Here is a 16,320-nt window from a genome sequence, read left to right as displayed (position 1 = left end):
GGGCGTCTTGAACGCGGACGATGCCACGCTCGATACGACCGGTAACAACGGTACCACGACCCGAGATCGAGAATACGTCTTCGATTGGCATCAGGAACGGCTTGTCGATAGCGCGCTCAGGCTCTGGGATGTAGGTATCCAGAGTCTCAACCAGCTTCTTGACAGCGGTGGTGCCCATTTCGTTGTCGTCTTTGCCTTCCAGCGCCATACGAGCCGAACCGATGATGATCGGGGTATCGTCGCCTGGGAAGTCGTAGGTGGACAGCAGGTCGCGAACTTCCATCTCGACCAGTTCCAGCAGCTCAGCGTCGTCTACCAGGTCAGCCTTGTTCAGGAAGACCACGATGTACGGAACGCCAACCTGACGGGACAGCAGGATGTGCTCACGGGTTTGTGGCATCGGACCATCGGCAGCCGAGCAAACCAGGATCGCGCCGTCCATCTGGGCAGCACCGGTGATCATGTTCTTCACGTAGTCAGCGTGACCTGGGCAGTCGACGTGAGCGTAGTGACGAATGGTCGAGTTGTACTCAACGTGAGCGGTGTTGATGGTGATACCGCGAGCTTTCTCTTCTGGAGCGCTGTCGATCTTGTCGAATTCAACGACTGCGGAACCGAAAACTTCGGAGCAGACGCGAGTCAGAGCTGCGGTCAGAGTGGTTTTACCGTGGTCAACGTGACCGATGGTGCCAACGTTGACGTGCGGAAGGGAACGATCAAATTTTTCTTTAGCCACGACAATTAACTCCTAGCCTAAAGGACTGAATCAGCCTTGTTTTTTAACGAGCGCTTCGACGATGTTCGACGGAGCCTCAGCGTATTTGGAGAATTCCATGGAGTAGCTCGCGCGACCCTGGGACATGGAACGAACGTCGGTCGCATAACCGAACATCTCTCCGAGCGGAACTTCAGCACGGACAACCTTGCCGGACACCGAATCTTCCATACCCTGGATCAGACCACGACGACGGTTCAGGTCACCCATCACGTCACCCATGTAGTCCTCAGGGGTCACAACTTCTACCTTCATGATCGGCTCAAGCACCTTACCGCCGCCTTTGGCTGCGAGTTGCTTGGTCGCCATGGAGGCCGCCACCTTGAACGCCATCTCGTTAGAGTCGACGTCGTGGTAGGAACCATCAAACACGGTTGCCTTCAGGCCGATCAGCGGATAGCCGGCAACGATGCCGTTCTTCATCTGCTCTTCGATACCCTTCTGGATCGCCGGGATGTATTCCTTCGGAACCACACCACCCACAACCTCGTTGGTGAAAACCAGGCCTTCGGTGATGTTACCGTGTGCGTCCACGTCTGGCTGCGAGAAGCGGATCCAGCAGTGACCGAACTGACCGCGACCACCGGACTGACGAACGAACTTGCCTTCGATTTCGACGTTGTCTTTGGTGATCTGCTCGCGATAGGAAACCTGCGGCTTACCGATGTTGGCTTCGACGTTGAATTCGCGCTTCATGCGGTCAACGAGGATGTCCAGGTGAAGCTCGCCCATACCCGAGATGATGGTCTGGCCGGTTTCTTCGTCGGTCTTGACGCGGAACGACGGGTCTTCCTGAGCCAGCTTGCCCAGTGCGATACCCATCTTTTCCTGGTCCTGCTTGGTTTTCGGCTCGACAGCTACCGAAATCACAGGCTCAGGGAAGTCCATACGCTCGAGGATGATCGGCTTGTCGGCGTTGCACAGGGTGTCACCAGTGGTGACGTCCTTCATGCCGATCAGAGCAGCGATGTCGCCGGCCAGTACTTCCTTGATTTCTTCACGCTGGTTGGCGTGCATCTGCACCATACGACCAACGCGCTCTTTCTTGCCCTTGACCGAGTTGATCACGGAGTCGCCGGACTGCAGCATACCGGAGTAAACACGGACAAAAGTCAGAGTACCAACGAACGGGTCGGTGGCAATCTTGAACGCCAGAGCCGAGAACGGCTCGTTGTCGTCGGCATGACGCTCGTCGTAGTCGGCGTCGACCAGCTCTTCCTTTGGCTTCTCGATCAGGTCAGGGTGGATACCCTTGATCGCAGGAATCTCGGTAGGAGCAGGCAGGAAGTCGATAACGGCGTCGAGAACCAGGGGAACGCCCTTGTTCTTGAACGACGAACCACAGACAGCCGGAACGATCTCGCTGGCCAGGGTACGCGCGCGCAGACCGGCCTTGATTTCTTCGACGGTCAGCTCTTCGCCTTCCAGGTACTTGTTCATCAGCTCTTCGCTGGACTCGGCAGCCGCTTCAACCATGTTGGAGCGCCACTCTTGAGCCAGCTCCAGCATATCGGCAGGAATTTCTTCCTCGCGATAGGTGGTGCCTTTGTCGTCTTCGTTCCAGTAGATAGCCTTCATCTTGATCAGATCGACCTGACCCTGGAAGTTCTCTTCCGAACCGATGGCCAGCTGAACAGGAACCGGGGTGTGACCCAGACGGTTCTTGATCTGACCTACGACGCGCAGGAAGTTGGCACCGGCACGGTCCATCTTGTTCACGTATACAACACGTGGAACGCCGTACTTGTTGGCTTGACGCCATACGGTTTCGGACTGTGGCTCAACGCCGGAGGTACCGCAGAACACAACGACAGCGCCGTCGAGTACACGCAGCGAACGCTCAACTTCAATGGTGAAGTCAACGTGGCCGGGGGTATCGATGACGTTTACGCGGTAGTTGTCATACTGACCCTTGGAGCCTTTCCAGAAGGTAGTGACAGCAGCGGAGGTAATGGTGATACCCCGCTCCTGCTCCTGCACCATCCAGTCGGTGGTCGCGGCGCCATCATGCACCTCGCCCAGTTTGTGGCTCAGGCCTGTGTAGAACAGGATCCGCTCGGTAGTAGTGGTCTTGCCCGCGTCAACGTGCGCGCAAATACCAATGTTACGGTAGCGGTTGATTGGTGTAGTACGAGCCATAGAGCCCTCGCAAAAATAGTGATGCCTGAATTAGAAGCGGTAGTGCGAGAACGCTTTGTTGGCTTCGGCCATACGGTGTACGTCTTCACGCTTCTTGACTGCAGCACCTTTGCCTTCAGCAGCATCCAGCAATTCGCCGGCCAGGCGCAGGGCCATAGACTTCTCGCCGCGCTTGCGCGCGTAGTCTACCAACCAGCGCATTGCCAGGGCGTTACGACGGGACGGACGAACTTCGACCGGAACCTGGTAAGTAGCACCGCCAACACGGCGCGACTTCACTTCGACCAGCGGAGCGATGGCGTCGAGAGCTTTCTCGAAGATTTCCAGGGGATCGCTGTTCTTGCGTTCTTTGACCTTGTCCAGCGCACCGTAAACGATACGCTCGGCAACGGCCTTCTTGCCGCTTTCCATCACGTGGTTCATGAACTTGGCGAGAATCTGCGATCCGTATTTTGGATCGTCCAGAATCTCACGCTTGGCTGCTACACGACGTCTTGGCATTGATAAGCCCTCAAACGGTCTTCAGGTTAGCTCGGGACAGGGAACCCAGAGGTTGCGTGCCCGACCTTACTCTTATCGACTCAATAAAATTGATAACTGCAAATTGCTGCAAACGGCCGATTACTTCGGACGTTTGGTACCGTACTTCGAACGACCTTGGTTACGACCTTTGACGCCGGAGGTATCCAGGGAGCCGCGAACGGTGTGGTAACGAACACCTGGCAAGTCTTTTACACGACCGCCGCGGATCAGTACCACGCTGTGCTCTTGCAGGTTGTGGCCTTCACCACCGATGTACGAGGAAACCTCGAAACCGTTGGTCAGACGCACACGGCATACTTTACGCAGTGCCGAGTTAGGTTTTTTCGGCGTGGTGGTGTACACACGGGTGCACACGCCACGACGTTGCGGGCAGTTCTGCAGCGCAGGAACGTCGGATTTCTCGACGATACGCTTACGCGGCTGACGTACCAGCTGGTTGATAGTTGCCATCTACTAGCTCCACTGTTGTCTTGCGACGCTATTGTCTTGCAAGAAAAGCAAAATGGCAGGACGAAGTCCCACCAAATTTAGGGGTACAAGAGTCTAAAGAGGATCTTGCCCCTCGTCAAGGCAAGGCCCCGACATCCCCCACCCTCCCCTTCGCAACAGATTATGTCGCGAAGATCGGGTGAGGGCCGCCAGGGCCCTACGCTTTAGTTGCCGCTGGAGTTCAGCGCTTCGGTCAGTGCAGCTTCCACTTCACTGGCGCTAACACGCAACGGCTTGTCGGCATCACGGCGACGCTTGCGCTCGCTGTGGTAGGCCAGACCGGTACCGGCCGGGATCAGACGACCCACGACCACGTTTTCTTTCAGGCCGCGCAGGTAGTCGCGCTTGCCGGTTACCGCCGCTTCGGTCAGTACGCGGGTGGTTTCCTGGAAGGAAGCCGCCGAGATGAACGATTCGGTGGACAGCGAGGCCTTGGTGATACCCAGCAGTACACGAGTGAACTTGGAGACAAACTTGTCTTCCGCGCCAAGGCGCTCGTTCTCTACCAGTACCTGGGTCAGTTCCATCTGGTCGCCCTTGATGAAGCTGGAGTCACCCGACTCGGCAATCTCGACCTTACGCAGCATCTGACGCAGGATGGTCTCGATGTGCTTGTCGTTGATCTTCACGCCTTGCAGACGGTAAACGTCCTGGATCTCGTTGACGATGTACTTGGCCAGCGCGCTAACACCCAGCAGACGCAGGATGTCGTGCGGATCGCTAGGACCGTCCGAGATGACTTCGCCGCGGTTCACTTGTTCGCCTTCGAAGACGTTCAGGTGACGCCACTTCGGAATCAGCTCTTCGTACGGATCGCTGCCATCGTTCGGGGTGATGACCAGACGGCGCTTGCCCTTGGTCTCTTTACCGAAGGCGATGGTACCGCTGACTTCAGCCAGAATCGAGGCTTCTTTCGGACGGCGCGCTTCGAACAGGTCGGCAACGCGCGGCAGACCACCGGTGATGTCACGGGTCTTGGACGTTTCTTGCGGGATACGCGCGATAACGTCACCAACACCGATCTGTGCACCGTCAGCCACACCGACCAGGGCGTTGGCTGGCAGGAAGTACTGAGCCGGTACGTCGGTACCTGGCAACAGCAGATCCTTGCCGCTGGCGTCGACCATCTTGATTGCAGGACGGATTTCCTTGCCTGCAGCCGGACGGTCTTTGACGTCCAGAACCTCGATGTTGGTCAGGCCGGTCAATTCGTCGGTCTGACGCTTGATCGTGATGCCTTCTTCCATGCCCACGAAGGTCACGGTACCTTTCATTTCGGTAACGATCGGGTGGGTGTGCGGGTCCCACTTGGCGACGATGGCGCCAGCGTCGACCTTGTCGCCTTCCTTCACCGAAATCACGGCGCCGTAAGGCAGCTTGTAACGCTCGCGCTCACGACCGAACTCGTCGGCAATCGCCAACTCGCCGGAACGCGATACGGCAACAAGGTTGCCGTCGGCACGCTCAACCTGCTTGAGGTTGTGCAGACGAACCATACCGCCGTTCTTCACCTGGACGCTGTCGGCAGCCGAGGTACGGCTTGCAGCACCACCGATGTGGAACGTACGCATGGTCAGCTGGGTACCCGGCTCACCGATCGACTGTGCAGCGATAACGCCGACAGCTTCACCGATGTTCACCTGGTGACCGCGAGCCAGGTCGCGACCGTAGCACTTGGCGCAGATGCCGTAGCGGGTTTCGCAGCTGATCGGCGAACGCACGATCACTTCGTCGATGCTGTTCAGCTCGATGAACTCGACCCACTTCTCGTCGACCAGGGTACCGGCCGGAACGATGACGTCGTCGGTGCCAGGCTTGAACACGTCACGGGCGATTACACGACCCAGTACGCGCTCACCCAGCGGCTCTACAACGTCGCCGCCTTCGATGTGCGGGGTCATGACCAGACCCTGCTCGGTGCCACAGTCGATCTCGGTAACCACCAGATCCTGCGCCACGTCTACCAGACGACGGGTCAGGTAACCGGAGTTCGCGGTTTTCAACGCGGTATCCGCAAGACCCTTACGCGCACCGTGAGTCGAGATGAAGTACTGCAGTACGCTCAGACCTTCGCGGAAGTTCGCGGTGATCGGCGTCTCGATGATCGAGCCGTCCGGCTTGGCCATCAGACCACGCATACCGGCCAACTGACGAATCTGAGCTGCCGAACCCCGGGCACCGGAGTCAGCCATCATGTACATCGAGTTGAAGGACTCCTGCTCGACTTCGTTGCCTTCGCGGTCGATGACCTTCTCTTTCGAGAGGTTGGCCATCATCGCTTTGGACACTTCGTCGTTCGCCTTGGACCACAGGTCGATGACCTTGTTGTACTTCTCGCCCTGGGTTACCAGGCCGGAGGCGTACTGGCTCTCGATCTCTTTCACTTCGTCGGTGGCAGCACCGATGATGCGGGCTTTTTCATCCGGGATAACGAAGTCGTTAACACCGATGGAAACGCCGGAGATGGTCGAGTAGGCAAAACCGGTGTACATCAGCTGGTCAGCGAAGATGACGGTCTCTTTCAGACCAACCACGCGGTAGCACTGGTTGATCAGCTTGGAGATCGCCTTTTTCTTCATCGGCTGGTTGACCACGTCGTACGACAGACCTGGCGGTACAACCTGGAACAGCAGTGCACGGCCGACAGTGGTGTCGACGATGCGGGTGTTCTTGACGCTGCCGCCATCACGATCGTTCACGGTTTCGTTGATACGAACCTTGATCTTGGCGTGCAGGGCCGCTTCGCCGGCGCGGAATACGCGGTCGACTTCCTGCAGGTCGGCGAATACGCGACCTTCGCCCTTGGCATTGATGGCTTCGCGGGTCATGTAGTACAGACCCAGTACAACGTCCTGCGAAGGAACGATGATCGGCTCACCGTTGGCTGGCGACAGGATGTTGTTGGTCGACATCATCAGCGCGCGCGCTTCGAGCTGGGCTTCCAGCGTCAGCGGCACGTGCACGGCCATCTGGTCACCGTCGAAGTCGGCGTTGTACGCGGCACAGACCAGCGGGTGCAGCTGGATGGCCTTGCCTTCGATCAGTACCGGCTCGAACGCCTGGATACCCAGACGGTGAAGGGTCGGTGCACGGTTGAGCAGTACGGGGTGTTCGCGAATCACTTCGGCAAGAACGTCCCACACCTCTGGCAACTCGCGCTCGACCATCTTCTTGGCAGCCTTGATGGTGGTCGCCAGACCACGCATTTCCAGCTTGCCGAAAATGAACGGCTTGAACAGCTCGAGGGCCATTTTCTTCGGCAGACCGCACTGGTGCAGACGCAGGGTCGGACCTACGGTAATTACCGAACGACCCGAGTAGTCAACGCGCTTACCGAGCAGGTTCTGACGGAAACGACCTTGCTTACCCTTGATCATGTCGGCCAGGGATTTCAGAGGACGCTTGTTCGAGCCGGTGATGGCGCGGCCGCGACGGCCGTTGTCGAGCAGTGCGTCGACCGCTTCCTGCAGCATGCGCTTTTCGTTGCGCACGATGATGTCAGGCGCAGACAGGTCGAGCAGGCGCTTCAGACGGTTGTTACGGTTGATCACCCGACGGTACAGGTCGTTCAGGTCGGAGGTCGCGAAACGACCGCCATCCAGCGGAACCAGTGGACGCAGGTCTGGCGGCAGAACCGGCAGAACGGTCAGGACCATCCACTCAGGCAGGTTGCCCGAGCCCTGGAAGGCCTCCATCAGCTTCAGTCGCTTGGACAGCTTCTTGATCTTGGTTTCCGAGTTGGTCTGCGGAATCTCTTCGCGCAGGCGGCCAATCTCGTGCTCCAGGTCGATAGCGTGCAGCAGTTCGCGGACGGCCTCGGCACCCATGCGGGCGTCGAAGTCATCGCCGAACTCTTCCAGCGCTTCGAAGTACTGCTCGTCGTTCAGCAGCTGACCTTTTTCCAGGGTGGTCATGCCCGGGTCGATAACGACATAGCTCTCGAAATAGAGAACGCGCTCGATATCACGCAGGGTCATGTCCATCAGCAGGCCGATACGCGACGGCAGCGACTTCAGGAACCAGATGTGGGCAACAGGCGAGGCCAGCTCGATGTGCGCCATGCGCTCACGACGAACTTTTGCCAGCGCGACTTCAACACCGCACTTCTCGCAGATCACGCCACGGTGCTTCAGGCGCTTGTACTTGCCGCACAGGCACTCGTAGTCCTTGACTGGGCCAAAGATCTTGGCGCAGAACAGGCCGTCACGCTCAGGCTTGAACGTACGGTAGTTGATGGTTTCCGGCTTTTTTACTTCACCGAACGACCACGAACGGATCATCTCAGGCGAGGCCAATCCGATACGGATGGCGTCGAACTCTTCGACTTGACCCTGGTTTTTCAGCAAATTCAGTAGGTCTTTCAAGGCCTTTCCTCCTGGCGGAGCAGGGAGCGGGCTTTTCAGCCGCGCTCCCGATTCGCGTCACGTGTTATTCGGTTTCCAGATCGATATCGATACCGAGCGAACGAATCTCTTTGATCAACACGTTGAAGGACTCGGGCATGCCCGGCTCCATACGGTGATCGCCGTCCACGATGTTCTTGTACATCTTGGTCCGACCGTTCACATCGTCCGACTTCACTGTGAGCATTTCTTGCAGGGTGTATGCCGCGCCGTATGCTTCCAGCGCCCACACTTCCATCTCCCCGAAACGCTGACCACCGAACTGCGCCTTACCACCCAGCGGCTGCTGGGTAACCAGGCTGTAAGAACCAGTGGAACGCGCGTGCATCTTGTCGTCCACCAAGTGGTTCAGCTTGAGCATGTACATGTAACCAACGGTCACTGGACGCTCGAACTTGTTGCCGGTACGACCGTCGAACAGCTGCATCTGACCGCTTTCCGGCATGTCTGCCAGTTTCAGCATGGCCTTGATTTCGCTTTCCTTGGCACCGTCGAAGACTGGAGTGGCCATTGGCACACCGCCTTTGAGGTTCTTCGCCAGGTCGAGGATTTCCTGGTCGGAGAAGTCTTCCAGGCTTTCCTGACGACCACCGATCTCGTTGTAGATCTCGGTGAGGAACTTGCGCAGCTCGATGACCTTGCGCTGCTCTTCGAGCATGCGGTTGATCTTCTCGCCCAGGCCCTTGGCCGCCAGGCCCAGGTGGGTTTCGAGGATCTGACCGACGTTCATACGCGAAGGTACACCCAACGGGTTGAGTACCACGTCCACCGGCGTACCGTTGGCGTCGTGCGGCATGTCTTCGACCGGCATGATCACGGAGACCACACCCTTGTTACCGTGACGACCGGCCATCTTGTCGCCCGGCTGGATGCGACGACGGATTGCCAGGTAGACCTTGACGATCTTCAGTACGCCCGGTGCCAGGTCATCGCCCTGCTGCAGCTTGCGCTTCTTGTCTTCGAACTTGTCGTCCAGCAGACGGCGACGATCAACGATGTAGGCCTGGGCCTTCTCGAGTTGCTCGTTCAGCGCGTCTTCGGCCATGCGCAGTTTGAACCACTGGCCGTGCTCCAGACCGTCCAGCACTTCGTTGGAGATGACCGAACCTTTCTTCAGGCCGGCACCACCTTCGACGACCTGACCGTTCAGGGCGCTGCGCAGACGTTCGAAGGTTGCGCCTTCAACGATGCGGAACTCTTCGTTCAGGTCCTTGCGGATCTCGTCCAGCTGCATCTTCTCGATGGACAGCGCACGGCTGTCGCGCTCGACGCCATCGCGAGTGAAGACCTGTACGTCGATGACAGTACCCTTGGTGCCGGTCGGCACACGCAGGGAGGTGTCTTTGACGTCGCTGGCCTTCTCGCCGAAGATCGCACGCAGCAGTTTTTCTTCTGGCGTCAGCTGGGTCTCGCCTTTTGGCGTGACCTTGCCGACCAGAATGTCGCCAGCGCCGACTTCAGCACCCACGTAGACGATACCGGCTTCGTCCAGCTTGTTCAGCGCAGCCTCACCCACGTTCGGGATGTCCGCGGTGATTTCCTCTGGGCCAAGCTTGGTGTCACGGGCCACACAGGTCAGTTCCTGGATGTGGATCGTGGTGAAGCGATCTTCCTGAACCACACGCTCGGACAGGCAGATGGAGTCTTCGAAGTTGAAGCCGTTCCACGCCATGAACGCGATGCGCATGTTCTGACCCAGAGCCAGCTCACCCATGTCGGTGGACGGGCCGTCGGCCATGATGTCGCTACGCTGAACCACATCACCCTTGCTCACCAGCGGACGCTGGTTGATGCAGGTGTTCTGGTTCGAGCGGGTGTACTTGGTCAGGTTGTAGATATCGACACCAGCTTCGCCGGTTTCAACTTCGTCATCTGCAACACGCACCACGATACGGCTGGCGTCGACGGAATCGATCACACCGCCACGACGAGCCACGACGCAAACGCCGGAGTCACGCGCAACGTTGCGCTCCATGCCGGTACCTACCAGCGGTTTGTCGGCGCGCAGAGTCGGTACAGCCTGACGCTGCATGTTCGAACCCATCAACGCACGGTTGGCGTCGTCGTGCTCGAGGAACGGAATCAACGATGCGGCAACAGAAACTACCTGCTTTGGCGAAACGTCCATCAGGGTGACGTCTTCCGGCGCCTTGACGGTGAATTCGTTCAGGTGACGGACCGCTACCAGTTCGTCGATCAGTTGCTTCTTCGCGTCCATCGTGGCCGAAGCCTGTGCGATGACGTGATCAGCTTCTTCGATCGCCGACAGGAACACGATGTCGTCGGTAACCACACCCTCTTTCACCACGCGGTACGGGCTCTCAAGGAAGCCGTACTGGTTGGTGCGGGCATAGGCCGCCAGGGAGTTGATCAGACCGATGTTCGGACCTTCAGGGGTCTCGATCGGGCACACGCGGCCGTAGTGGGTCGGGTGTACGTCACGGACTTCGAAGCCTGCGCGCTCACGGGTCAGACCACCAGGGCCGAGTGCCGAGACACGACGCTTGTGGGTGATCTCGGACAGCGGGTTGTTCTGGTCCATGAACTGGGACAGCTGGCTCGAACCGAAGAACTCCTTCACCGCCGCCGCTACCGGCTTGGCGTTGATCAGGTCTTGCGGCATCAGGCCTTCGCTTTCAGCCATGGACAGACGCTCTTTGACCGCGCGCTCTACACGCACCAGGCCAACGCGGAACTGGTTCTCGGCCATTTCGCCGACACAGCGCACGCGACGGTTACCCAGGTGGTCGATGTCGTCGACGATGCCTTTGCCGTTACGGATGTCGACCAGGGTCTTGAGGACCTCGACGATATCTTCCTTGCTCAGCACGCCCGAACCTTCGATCTCGGTACGACCGATACGACGGTTGAACTTCATGCGACCAACAGCCGACAGGTCGTAACGCTCGGCGCTGAAGAACAGGTTGTTGAACAGGGTCTCTGCGGCATCCTTGGTTGGCGGCTCGCCAGGACGCATCATGCGATAGATCTCGACCAGCGCTTCCAGTTGGTTGCTGGTGGAGTCGATCTTCAGGGTATCCGAGATGAACGGACCGCAGTCGATGTCGTTGGTGTACAGGGTCTCGATGCGAACGACCTGAGCCTTGGCGATCTTCACCAGTGCTTCGGTGGTCAGCTCGGTGTTGCATTCGGCCAGGATTTCACCGGTAGCCGGGTGCACGATCGCCTTGGCGGTGGTGCGGCCCAGAACGTATTCCAGCGGCACGTCCAGGGATTTGACACCAGCCTTTTCCAGCTGGTTGATGTGGCGAGCGGTAATACGACGACCCTGCTCGACAATCACCTTGCCGCTGTCGTCATGGATGTCCATGACCGCGATTTCACCACGCAGGCGTTGTGGCACCAGTTCCAGGCTGAGCTTTTCGCCCGCCACGTGGAATACGTTGGTGGTGTAGAACGCGTTCAGCACTTCTTCGGTGGTGTAGCCCAGCGCGCGCAGCAGTACGGAAGCCGGCAGCTTGCGACGACGGTCGATACGGACGAATACACAGTCTTTCGGATCGAATTCGAAGTCCAGCCACGAGCCGCGGTAAGGAATGATCCGCGCCGAGTACAGCAGCTTGCCCGAGCTGTGCGTCTTGCCACGGTCGTGGTCGAAGAACACGCCTGGCGAGCGGTGCAGCTGGGAAACGATAACACGCTCGGTACCGTTGATTACGAAGGTACCGTTTTCAGTCATCAGGGGGATTTCACCCATGTAGACTTCTTGCTCTTTGATGTCCTTGATCGCTTTGTTCGACGATTCTTTGTCGAAAATGATCAGGCGGACTTTCACGCGCAGCGGTACCGCGTAGGTTACCCCGCGCAGTACGCATTCTTTGACATCAAAGGCCGGTTCGCCCAGACGATAGCCAACGTACTCCAGGGCAGCATTGCCGGAGTAGCTGATGATCGGGAAAACCGATTTGAAGGCCGCATGCAGGCCCACGTCGCGGAACTGATCTTTAGTCGCTCCCGCCTGCAAGAATTCACGATACGAATCCAGCTGGATGGCCAGGAGGTAAGGCACATCCATGACGTCCGGCAACTTGCTAAAGTCCTTGCGGATACGTTTTTTCTCAGTGTATGAGTAAGCCATCAGCGTTCCCCAGCTTGGTCACCTGCTTGTTTGGCTTCTCCCGACGGGAGCAGCCAGAAAATCGTGCAAACCCCATGGTTTGCGCCACCGTCATCGGTGGTTACCGCTCGTCATCGGCGCCGACCTGATCGGCTGCCAATAACGGAAAAAGGCCGGTGGCAAAAGCCACCAGCCATCAGCCTTTCGCTTGTCGCTCGGGCTGGAGACGCACAGTCGAAATTACTTCAGTTCGACGGTAGCGCCTGCTGCTTCCAGGTCAGCCTTGGCTTTGTCAGCGGCTTCTTTCGAAACGCCTTCAGCAACGACTTGAGGAGCGGTATCAACCTTTTCCTTGGCTTCTTTCAGGCCCAGGCCGGTCAGTTCACGAACAGCCTTGATCACGTTTACTTTCTTGTCGCCAGCGGCAACCAGAACAACGTTGAACTCGGTTTGTTCTTCAACAACGGCAGCGGCAGCAGCTGGGCCAGCAGCGGCAACAGCAGCGGTAACGCCGAAGGTTTCTTCCATTGCTTTGATCAGCTCAACAACTTCCAGAACGGTTTTCTGGCCGATTGCTTCGATGATTTGCTCGTTAGTCAGAGACATGACTTAAATCCTGTATTGGGGTGACAGCCTACGCAGCCATCAAATTAAACGTATGATTTCGAAAGGGCTTGCGGTGCCTTAGGCAGCAGCAGCTTCTTTCTGGTCGCGAACGGCTGCCAGAGTACGAGCCAGCTTGCTGGTCGCGCCTTGGATCACGCTCATCAGCTTCGCAATGGCCTCGTCGCGGGTCGGCAGGGAAGCCAACACGTCGATCTGGTTTGCGGCAAGGAACTTGCCGTCGAACGCAGCTGCCTTGATCTCGAACTTGCTCTGACCCTTGGCGAACTCAGCGAACAGACGAGCAGCAGCGCCCGGGTGTTCGTTGGAGAACGCGATCAGGGTAGGGCCGGTGAACACGTCGTTGAGGACACTGAATTCAGTGTCGGCAACAGCGCGCTTGAGCAGGGTGTTACGTACAACACGTACGTAAACGCCAGCTTCACGAGCCTCTTTACGGAGTCCGGTCATTGCGCCTACAGTCACACCACGGGCATCAGCCACGACAGCGGACAGAGCGACTTTGGCAGCCTCGTTGACTTCAGCGACGATGGCCTTCTTGTCTTCGAGTTTAATTGCCACGGGTAAAACTCCTGCTTGTTACCGTTTCATCCAGCCGAAGCCGAATGTCGTTTTGGTGTCTGACTCGGTAAGGAATCAGGGGCACCATCTGCGTAGGCTTGAGGTTTAAGGCTTGCGCCGCCTACGGTCTTGGATAGCCCCCGCCAGGCAGGGACCCCAATTTTTGCTGACGGGCGCAATTGCTCGCGCCCATCGCGGTCTTACGCGTTCAGGGAACCTTGATCGATTACCAGACCTGGGCCCATGGTGGTGCTCAGGGTAACGCGCTTGACGTAGATACCTTTCGAGGAAGCTGGCTTGATACGCTTCAGATCAGCGATCAGGGCTTCAACGTTTTCCTTCAGCTTGACGGCTTCAAAGCCGATCTTGCCAACGGAAGTGTGGATGATGCCGTTTTTGTCGGTACGGTAGCGAACCTGACCAGCCTTGGCGTTTTTGACCGCGGTGGCTACGTCTGGAGTTACGGTGCCAACTTTAGGGTTAGGCATCAGGCCGCGAGGACCCAGAACCTGACCCAGCTGACCTACAACACGCATTGCGTCCGGGGAGGCAATAACGACGTCATAGTTCAGGTCGCCGCCTTTCATTTCGGCAGCCAGATCGTCCATGCCTACACGGTCAGCGCCGGCAGCCAGAGCGGCCTCGGCAGCTGGACCCTGGGTGAACACGGCAACACGTACGGTCTTGCCAGTGCCGTGTGGCAGCACGGTAGCGCTACGAACGACCTGGTCGGATTTACGTGGGTCAACGCCCAGGTTAACGGCTACGTCGAAGGACTCGCTGAACTTCACGGTAGACAGTTCGGCCAGCAGCACTGCTGCTTCTTCGAAGTTGTAGACTTTGCCCGCTTCGATTTTCGAAGCGATAGCCTTTTGGCGCTTGGTCAGCTTAGCCATTACACACCCTCCACGTTGAGGCCCATGCTGCGAGCGGAACCGGCGATGGTACGCACGGCCGCTTCCATGTCAGCAGCGGTCAGATCAGCATTTTTGGTTTTTGCGATCTCTTCCAGCTGAGCACGGGTCACAGTACCGACTTTGACGGTGTTCGGACGCGCAGAACCGCTGGTCAGGCCAGCTGCTTTCTTCAGCAGAACCGAAGCAGGGGTGCTTTTGGTTTCGAAAGTGAAGCTACGGTCACTGTATACAGTGATGATCACAGGAGTCGGCAGGCCGGCTTCTTGACCCTGGGTACGGGCGTTGAAGGCCTTGCAGAATTCCATGATGTTCACACCGTGTTGACCCAGTGCTGGGCCGACGGGTGGACTTGGGTTGGCCTGGCCGGCCTTTACTTGCAGCTTGATGTAAGCCTGAATCTTCTTAGCCATGAGCTACTCCAATATCGGGTACAAGCGCCAGATGGCTCCCCGGATTACTTGCGTTTTATCCCAGTGACGACAAAACCCCGCAGCACATAGGGCTGCGGGGTATGGGATGCGTCGTTCTGCTAGACCTTTTCGACCTGGCTGAACTCAAGCTCCACCGGAGTAGAGCGACCGAAGATGAGCACCGCTACCTGGAGCCGGCTCTTCTCGTAGTTAACCTCTTCGACCGTGCCGTTGAAATCAGCAAACGGACCGTCTACAACACGAACCACTTCACCTGGTTCGAACAGCGTTTTCGGCTTCGGCTTGTCGCTGCCATCGGCAACGCGACGCAGAATGGCCTCGGCTTCTTTATCGGTGATGGGTGCAGGCTTGTCTGCGGTACCACCAATGAAGCCCATGACGCGAGGGGTGTCCTTGACCAAGTGCCAAGTCCCTTCGTTCATGTCCATCTGAACCAGCACGTAGCCCGGGAAGAACTTACGCTCGCTTTTGCGCTTCTGGCCATTGCGCATTTCAACCACTTCTTCAGTGGGGACCAGAATCTCGCCGAAGCCATCTTCCATGCCAGCCAGCTTTACGCGCTCGATGAGCGAGCGCATCACATGCTTCTCGTAACCCGAGTAAGCATGCACAACATACCAACGCTTAGCCACAGGACACCCTTAGCCAACAATCAAGGAAATCAACCAGCCGAGCAGGGAATCGAGCCCCCACAACAGCAGCGCCATGACCAGGACAACAGCCACCACAATAAGGGTGGTCTGCATGGTCTCTTGGCGGGTTGGCCATACGACTTTACGAATCTCGGTGCGAGCTTCCTTTGCCAGCGCAAAGAACGACCTGCCCTTTGCAGTCTGCAAGGCAACAAAGCCAGCAACAGCAGCAAGAGCGAGGAGTGCAATAACGCGATACAGAATCGGCGAAGCGGAGTAATATTGATTTCCGACCACGCCTACCACCACCAAAGCGACAACAGCCAGCCACTTGAGCAGATCAAAACGAGAGTCTTGGGCTTCAGACTTGGGAGTCATCTAGGAGGATCCTGTGAAAAGAAAGCCAGACACACAAGGTGAATCTGGCAGGTCAGGAGGGAATCGAACCCCCAACCTACGGTTTTGGAGACCGTCGCTCTGCCAATTGAGCTACTGACCTAAAAGCTTATCAGGCCGACCATTATGCCGGCCTGATCGAGAGAAATCAACTACTTATTCAATAACCTTTGCCACTACACCCGCACCGACGGTACGACCGCCCTCACGGATAGCGAAGCGCAGACCGTCTTCCATCGCGATGGTCTTGATCAGAGTGACAGTCATCTGGATGTTGTCACCTGGCATTACCATTTCAACGCCTTCTGGCAGCTCGCAGTTACCAGTCACGT

Annotated in this window: 12 protein-coding genes, 1 tRNA gene and 1 pseudogene; all 14 read right to left on the bottom strand. The window is 57.6% G+C overall.

Annotation, left to right across the window (positions count from 1 at the left end):
• Positions 1–736: GTP-binding protein (locus QMX96_RS25115; protein WP_210015482.1), on the bottom strand; the 736-nt coding region annotated here is incomplete at its 3' end.
• 30 nt (positions 737–766) lie between these two features.
• The gene (fusA, locus tag QMX96_RS25110; RefSeq protein WP_043861933.1) at positions 767–2,914 is read right to left on the bottom strand and encodes an elongation factor G; all 2,148 of its coding nucleotides are present in this window, start codon (positions 2,912–2,914) and stop codon (positions 767–769) included.
• A gap of 30 nt (positions 2,915–2,944) precedes the next feature.
• Positions 2,945–3,415, bottom strand: coding sequence for a 30S ribosomal protein S7 (gene rpsG / locus QMX96_RS25105; RefSeq protein ID WP_008089143.1), 471 nt, complete (start codon positions 3,413–3,415; stop codon positions 2,945–2,947).
• Between the two features lie 120 nt (positions 3,416–3,535).
• The gene (gene rpsL, locus QMX96_RS25100; protein WP_003186084.1) at positions 3,536–3,907 is read right to left on the bottom strand and encodes a 30S ribosomal protein S12; all 372 of its coding nucleotides are present in this window, start codon (positions 3,905–3,907) and stop codon (positions 3,536–3,538) included.
• Between the two features lie 203 nt (positions 3,908–4,110).
• The gene (gene rpoC, locus QMX96_RS25095) at positions 4,111–8,310 is read right to left on the bottom strand and encodes a DNA-directed RNA polymerase subunit beta' (RefSeq protein ID WP_054916698.1); all 4,200 of its coding nucleotides are present in this window, start codon (positions 8,308–8,310) and stop codon (positions 4,111–4,113) included.
• Positions 8,311–8,374: 64 nt separating this feature from the next.
• Entirely contained in the window at positions 8,375–12,448 is a 4,074-nt protein-coding gene (rpoB, locus tag QMX96_RS25090) for a DNA-directed RNA polymerase subunit beta (protein WP_043861935.1), read from the bottom strand.
• A 219-nt stretch (positions 12,449–12,667) separates the two neighbouring features.
• Entirely contained in the window at positions 12,668–13,033 is a 366-nt protein-coding gene (gene rplL / locus QMX96_RS25085) for a 50S ribosomal protein L7/L12 (RefSeq protein ID WP_043861936.1), read from the bottom strand.
• 78 nt (positions 13,034–13,111) lie between these two features.
• A complete protein-coding gene (gene rplJ, locus QMX96_RS25080) occupies positions 13,112–13,612 on the bottom strand; it encodes a 50S ribosomal protein L10 (RefSeq protein WP_043861937.1) in 501 nt (166 codons plus the stop codon).
• Between the two features lie 200 nt (positions 13,613–13,812).
• Entirely contained in the window at positions 13,813–14,508 is a 696-nt protein-coding gene (gene rplA / locus QMX96_RS25075; RefSeq protein WP_043861938.1) for a 50S ribosomal protein L1, read from the bottom strand.
• Complete coding sequence (rplK, locus tag QMX96_RS25070) at positions 14,508–14,939, bottom strand: 50S ribosomal protein L11 (protein WP_028944937.1); 432 nt, start codon at positions 14,937–14,939, stop codon at positions 14,508–14,510. Before rplK ends, rplA begins: the two co-directional genes overlap by 1 nt.
• Positions 14,940–15,058: 119 nt before the next feature.
• Positions 15,059–15,592: a transcription termination/antitermination protein NusG gene (nusG, locus tag QMX96_RS25065; protein ID WP_043861939.1), complete on the bottom strand. Its 534-nt coding sequence runs from the start codon at positions 15,590–15,592 to the stop codon at positions 15,059–15,061.
• 9 nt (positions 15,593–15,601) lie between these two features.
• The gene (gene secE / locus QMX96_RS25060) at positions 15,602–15,970 is read right to left on the bottom strand and encodes a preprotein translocase subunit SecE (RefSeq protein ID WP_043861940.1); all 369 of its coding nucleotides are present in this window, start codon (positions 15,968–15,970) and stop codon (positions 15,602–15,604) included.
• Between the two features lie 45 nt (positions 15,971–16,015).
• Positions 16,016–16,091, bottom strand: a tRNA-Trp gene (locus tag QMX96_RS25055).
• 53 nt (positions 16,092–16,144) lie between these two features.
• A pseudogene (locus QMX96_RS25050) lies at positions 16,145–16,320 on the bottom strand (elongation factor Tu); the annotation flags it as partial.

Source organism: Pseudomonas sp. PS01300, from assembly GCF_029960155.1.
Classification (GTDB): domain Bacteria; phylum Pseudomonadota; class Gammaproteobacteria; order Pseudomonadales; family Pseudomonadaceae; genus Aquipseudomonas; species Aquipseudomonas palmensis.
Note: the sequence above shows the minus strand (reverse complement) of the source record. Positions and strands in the feature narration are given on the sequence as shown.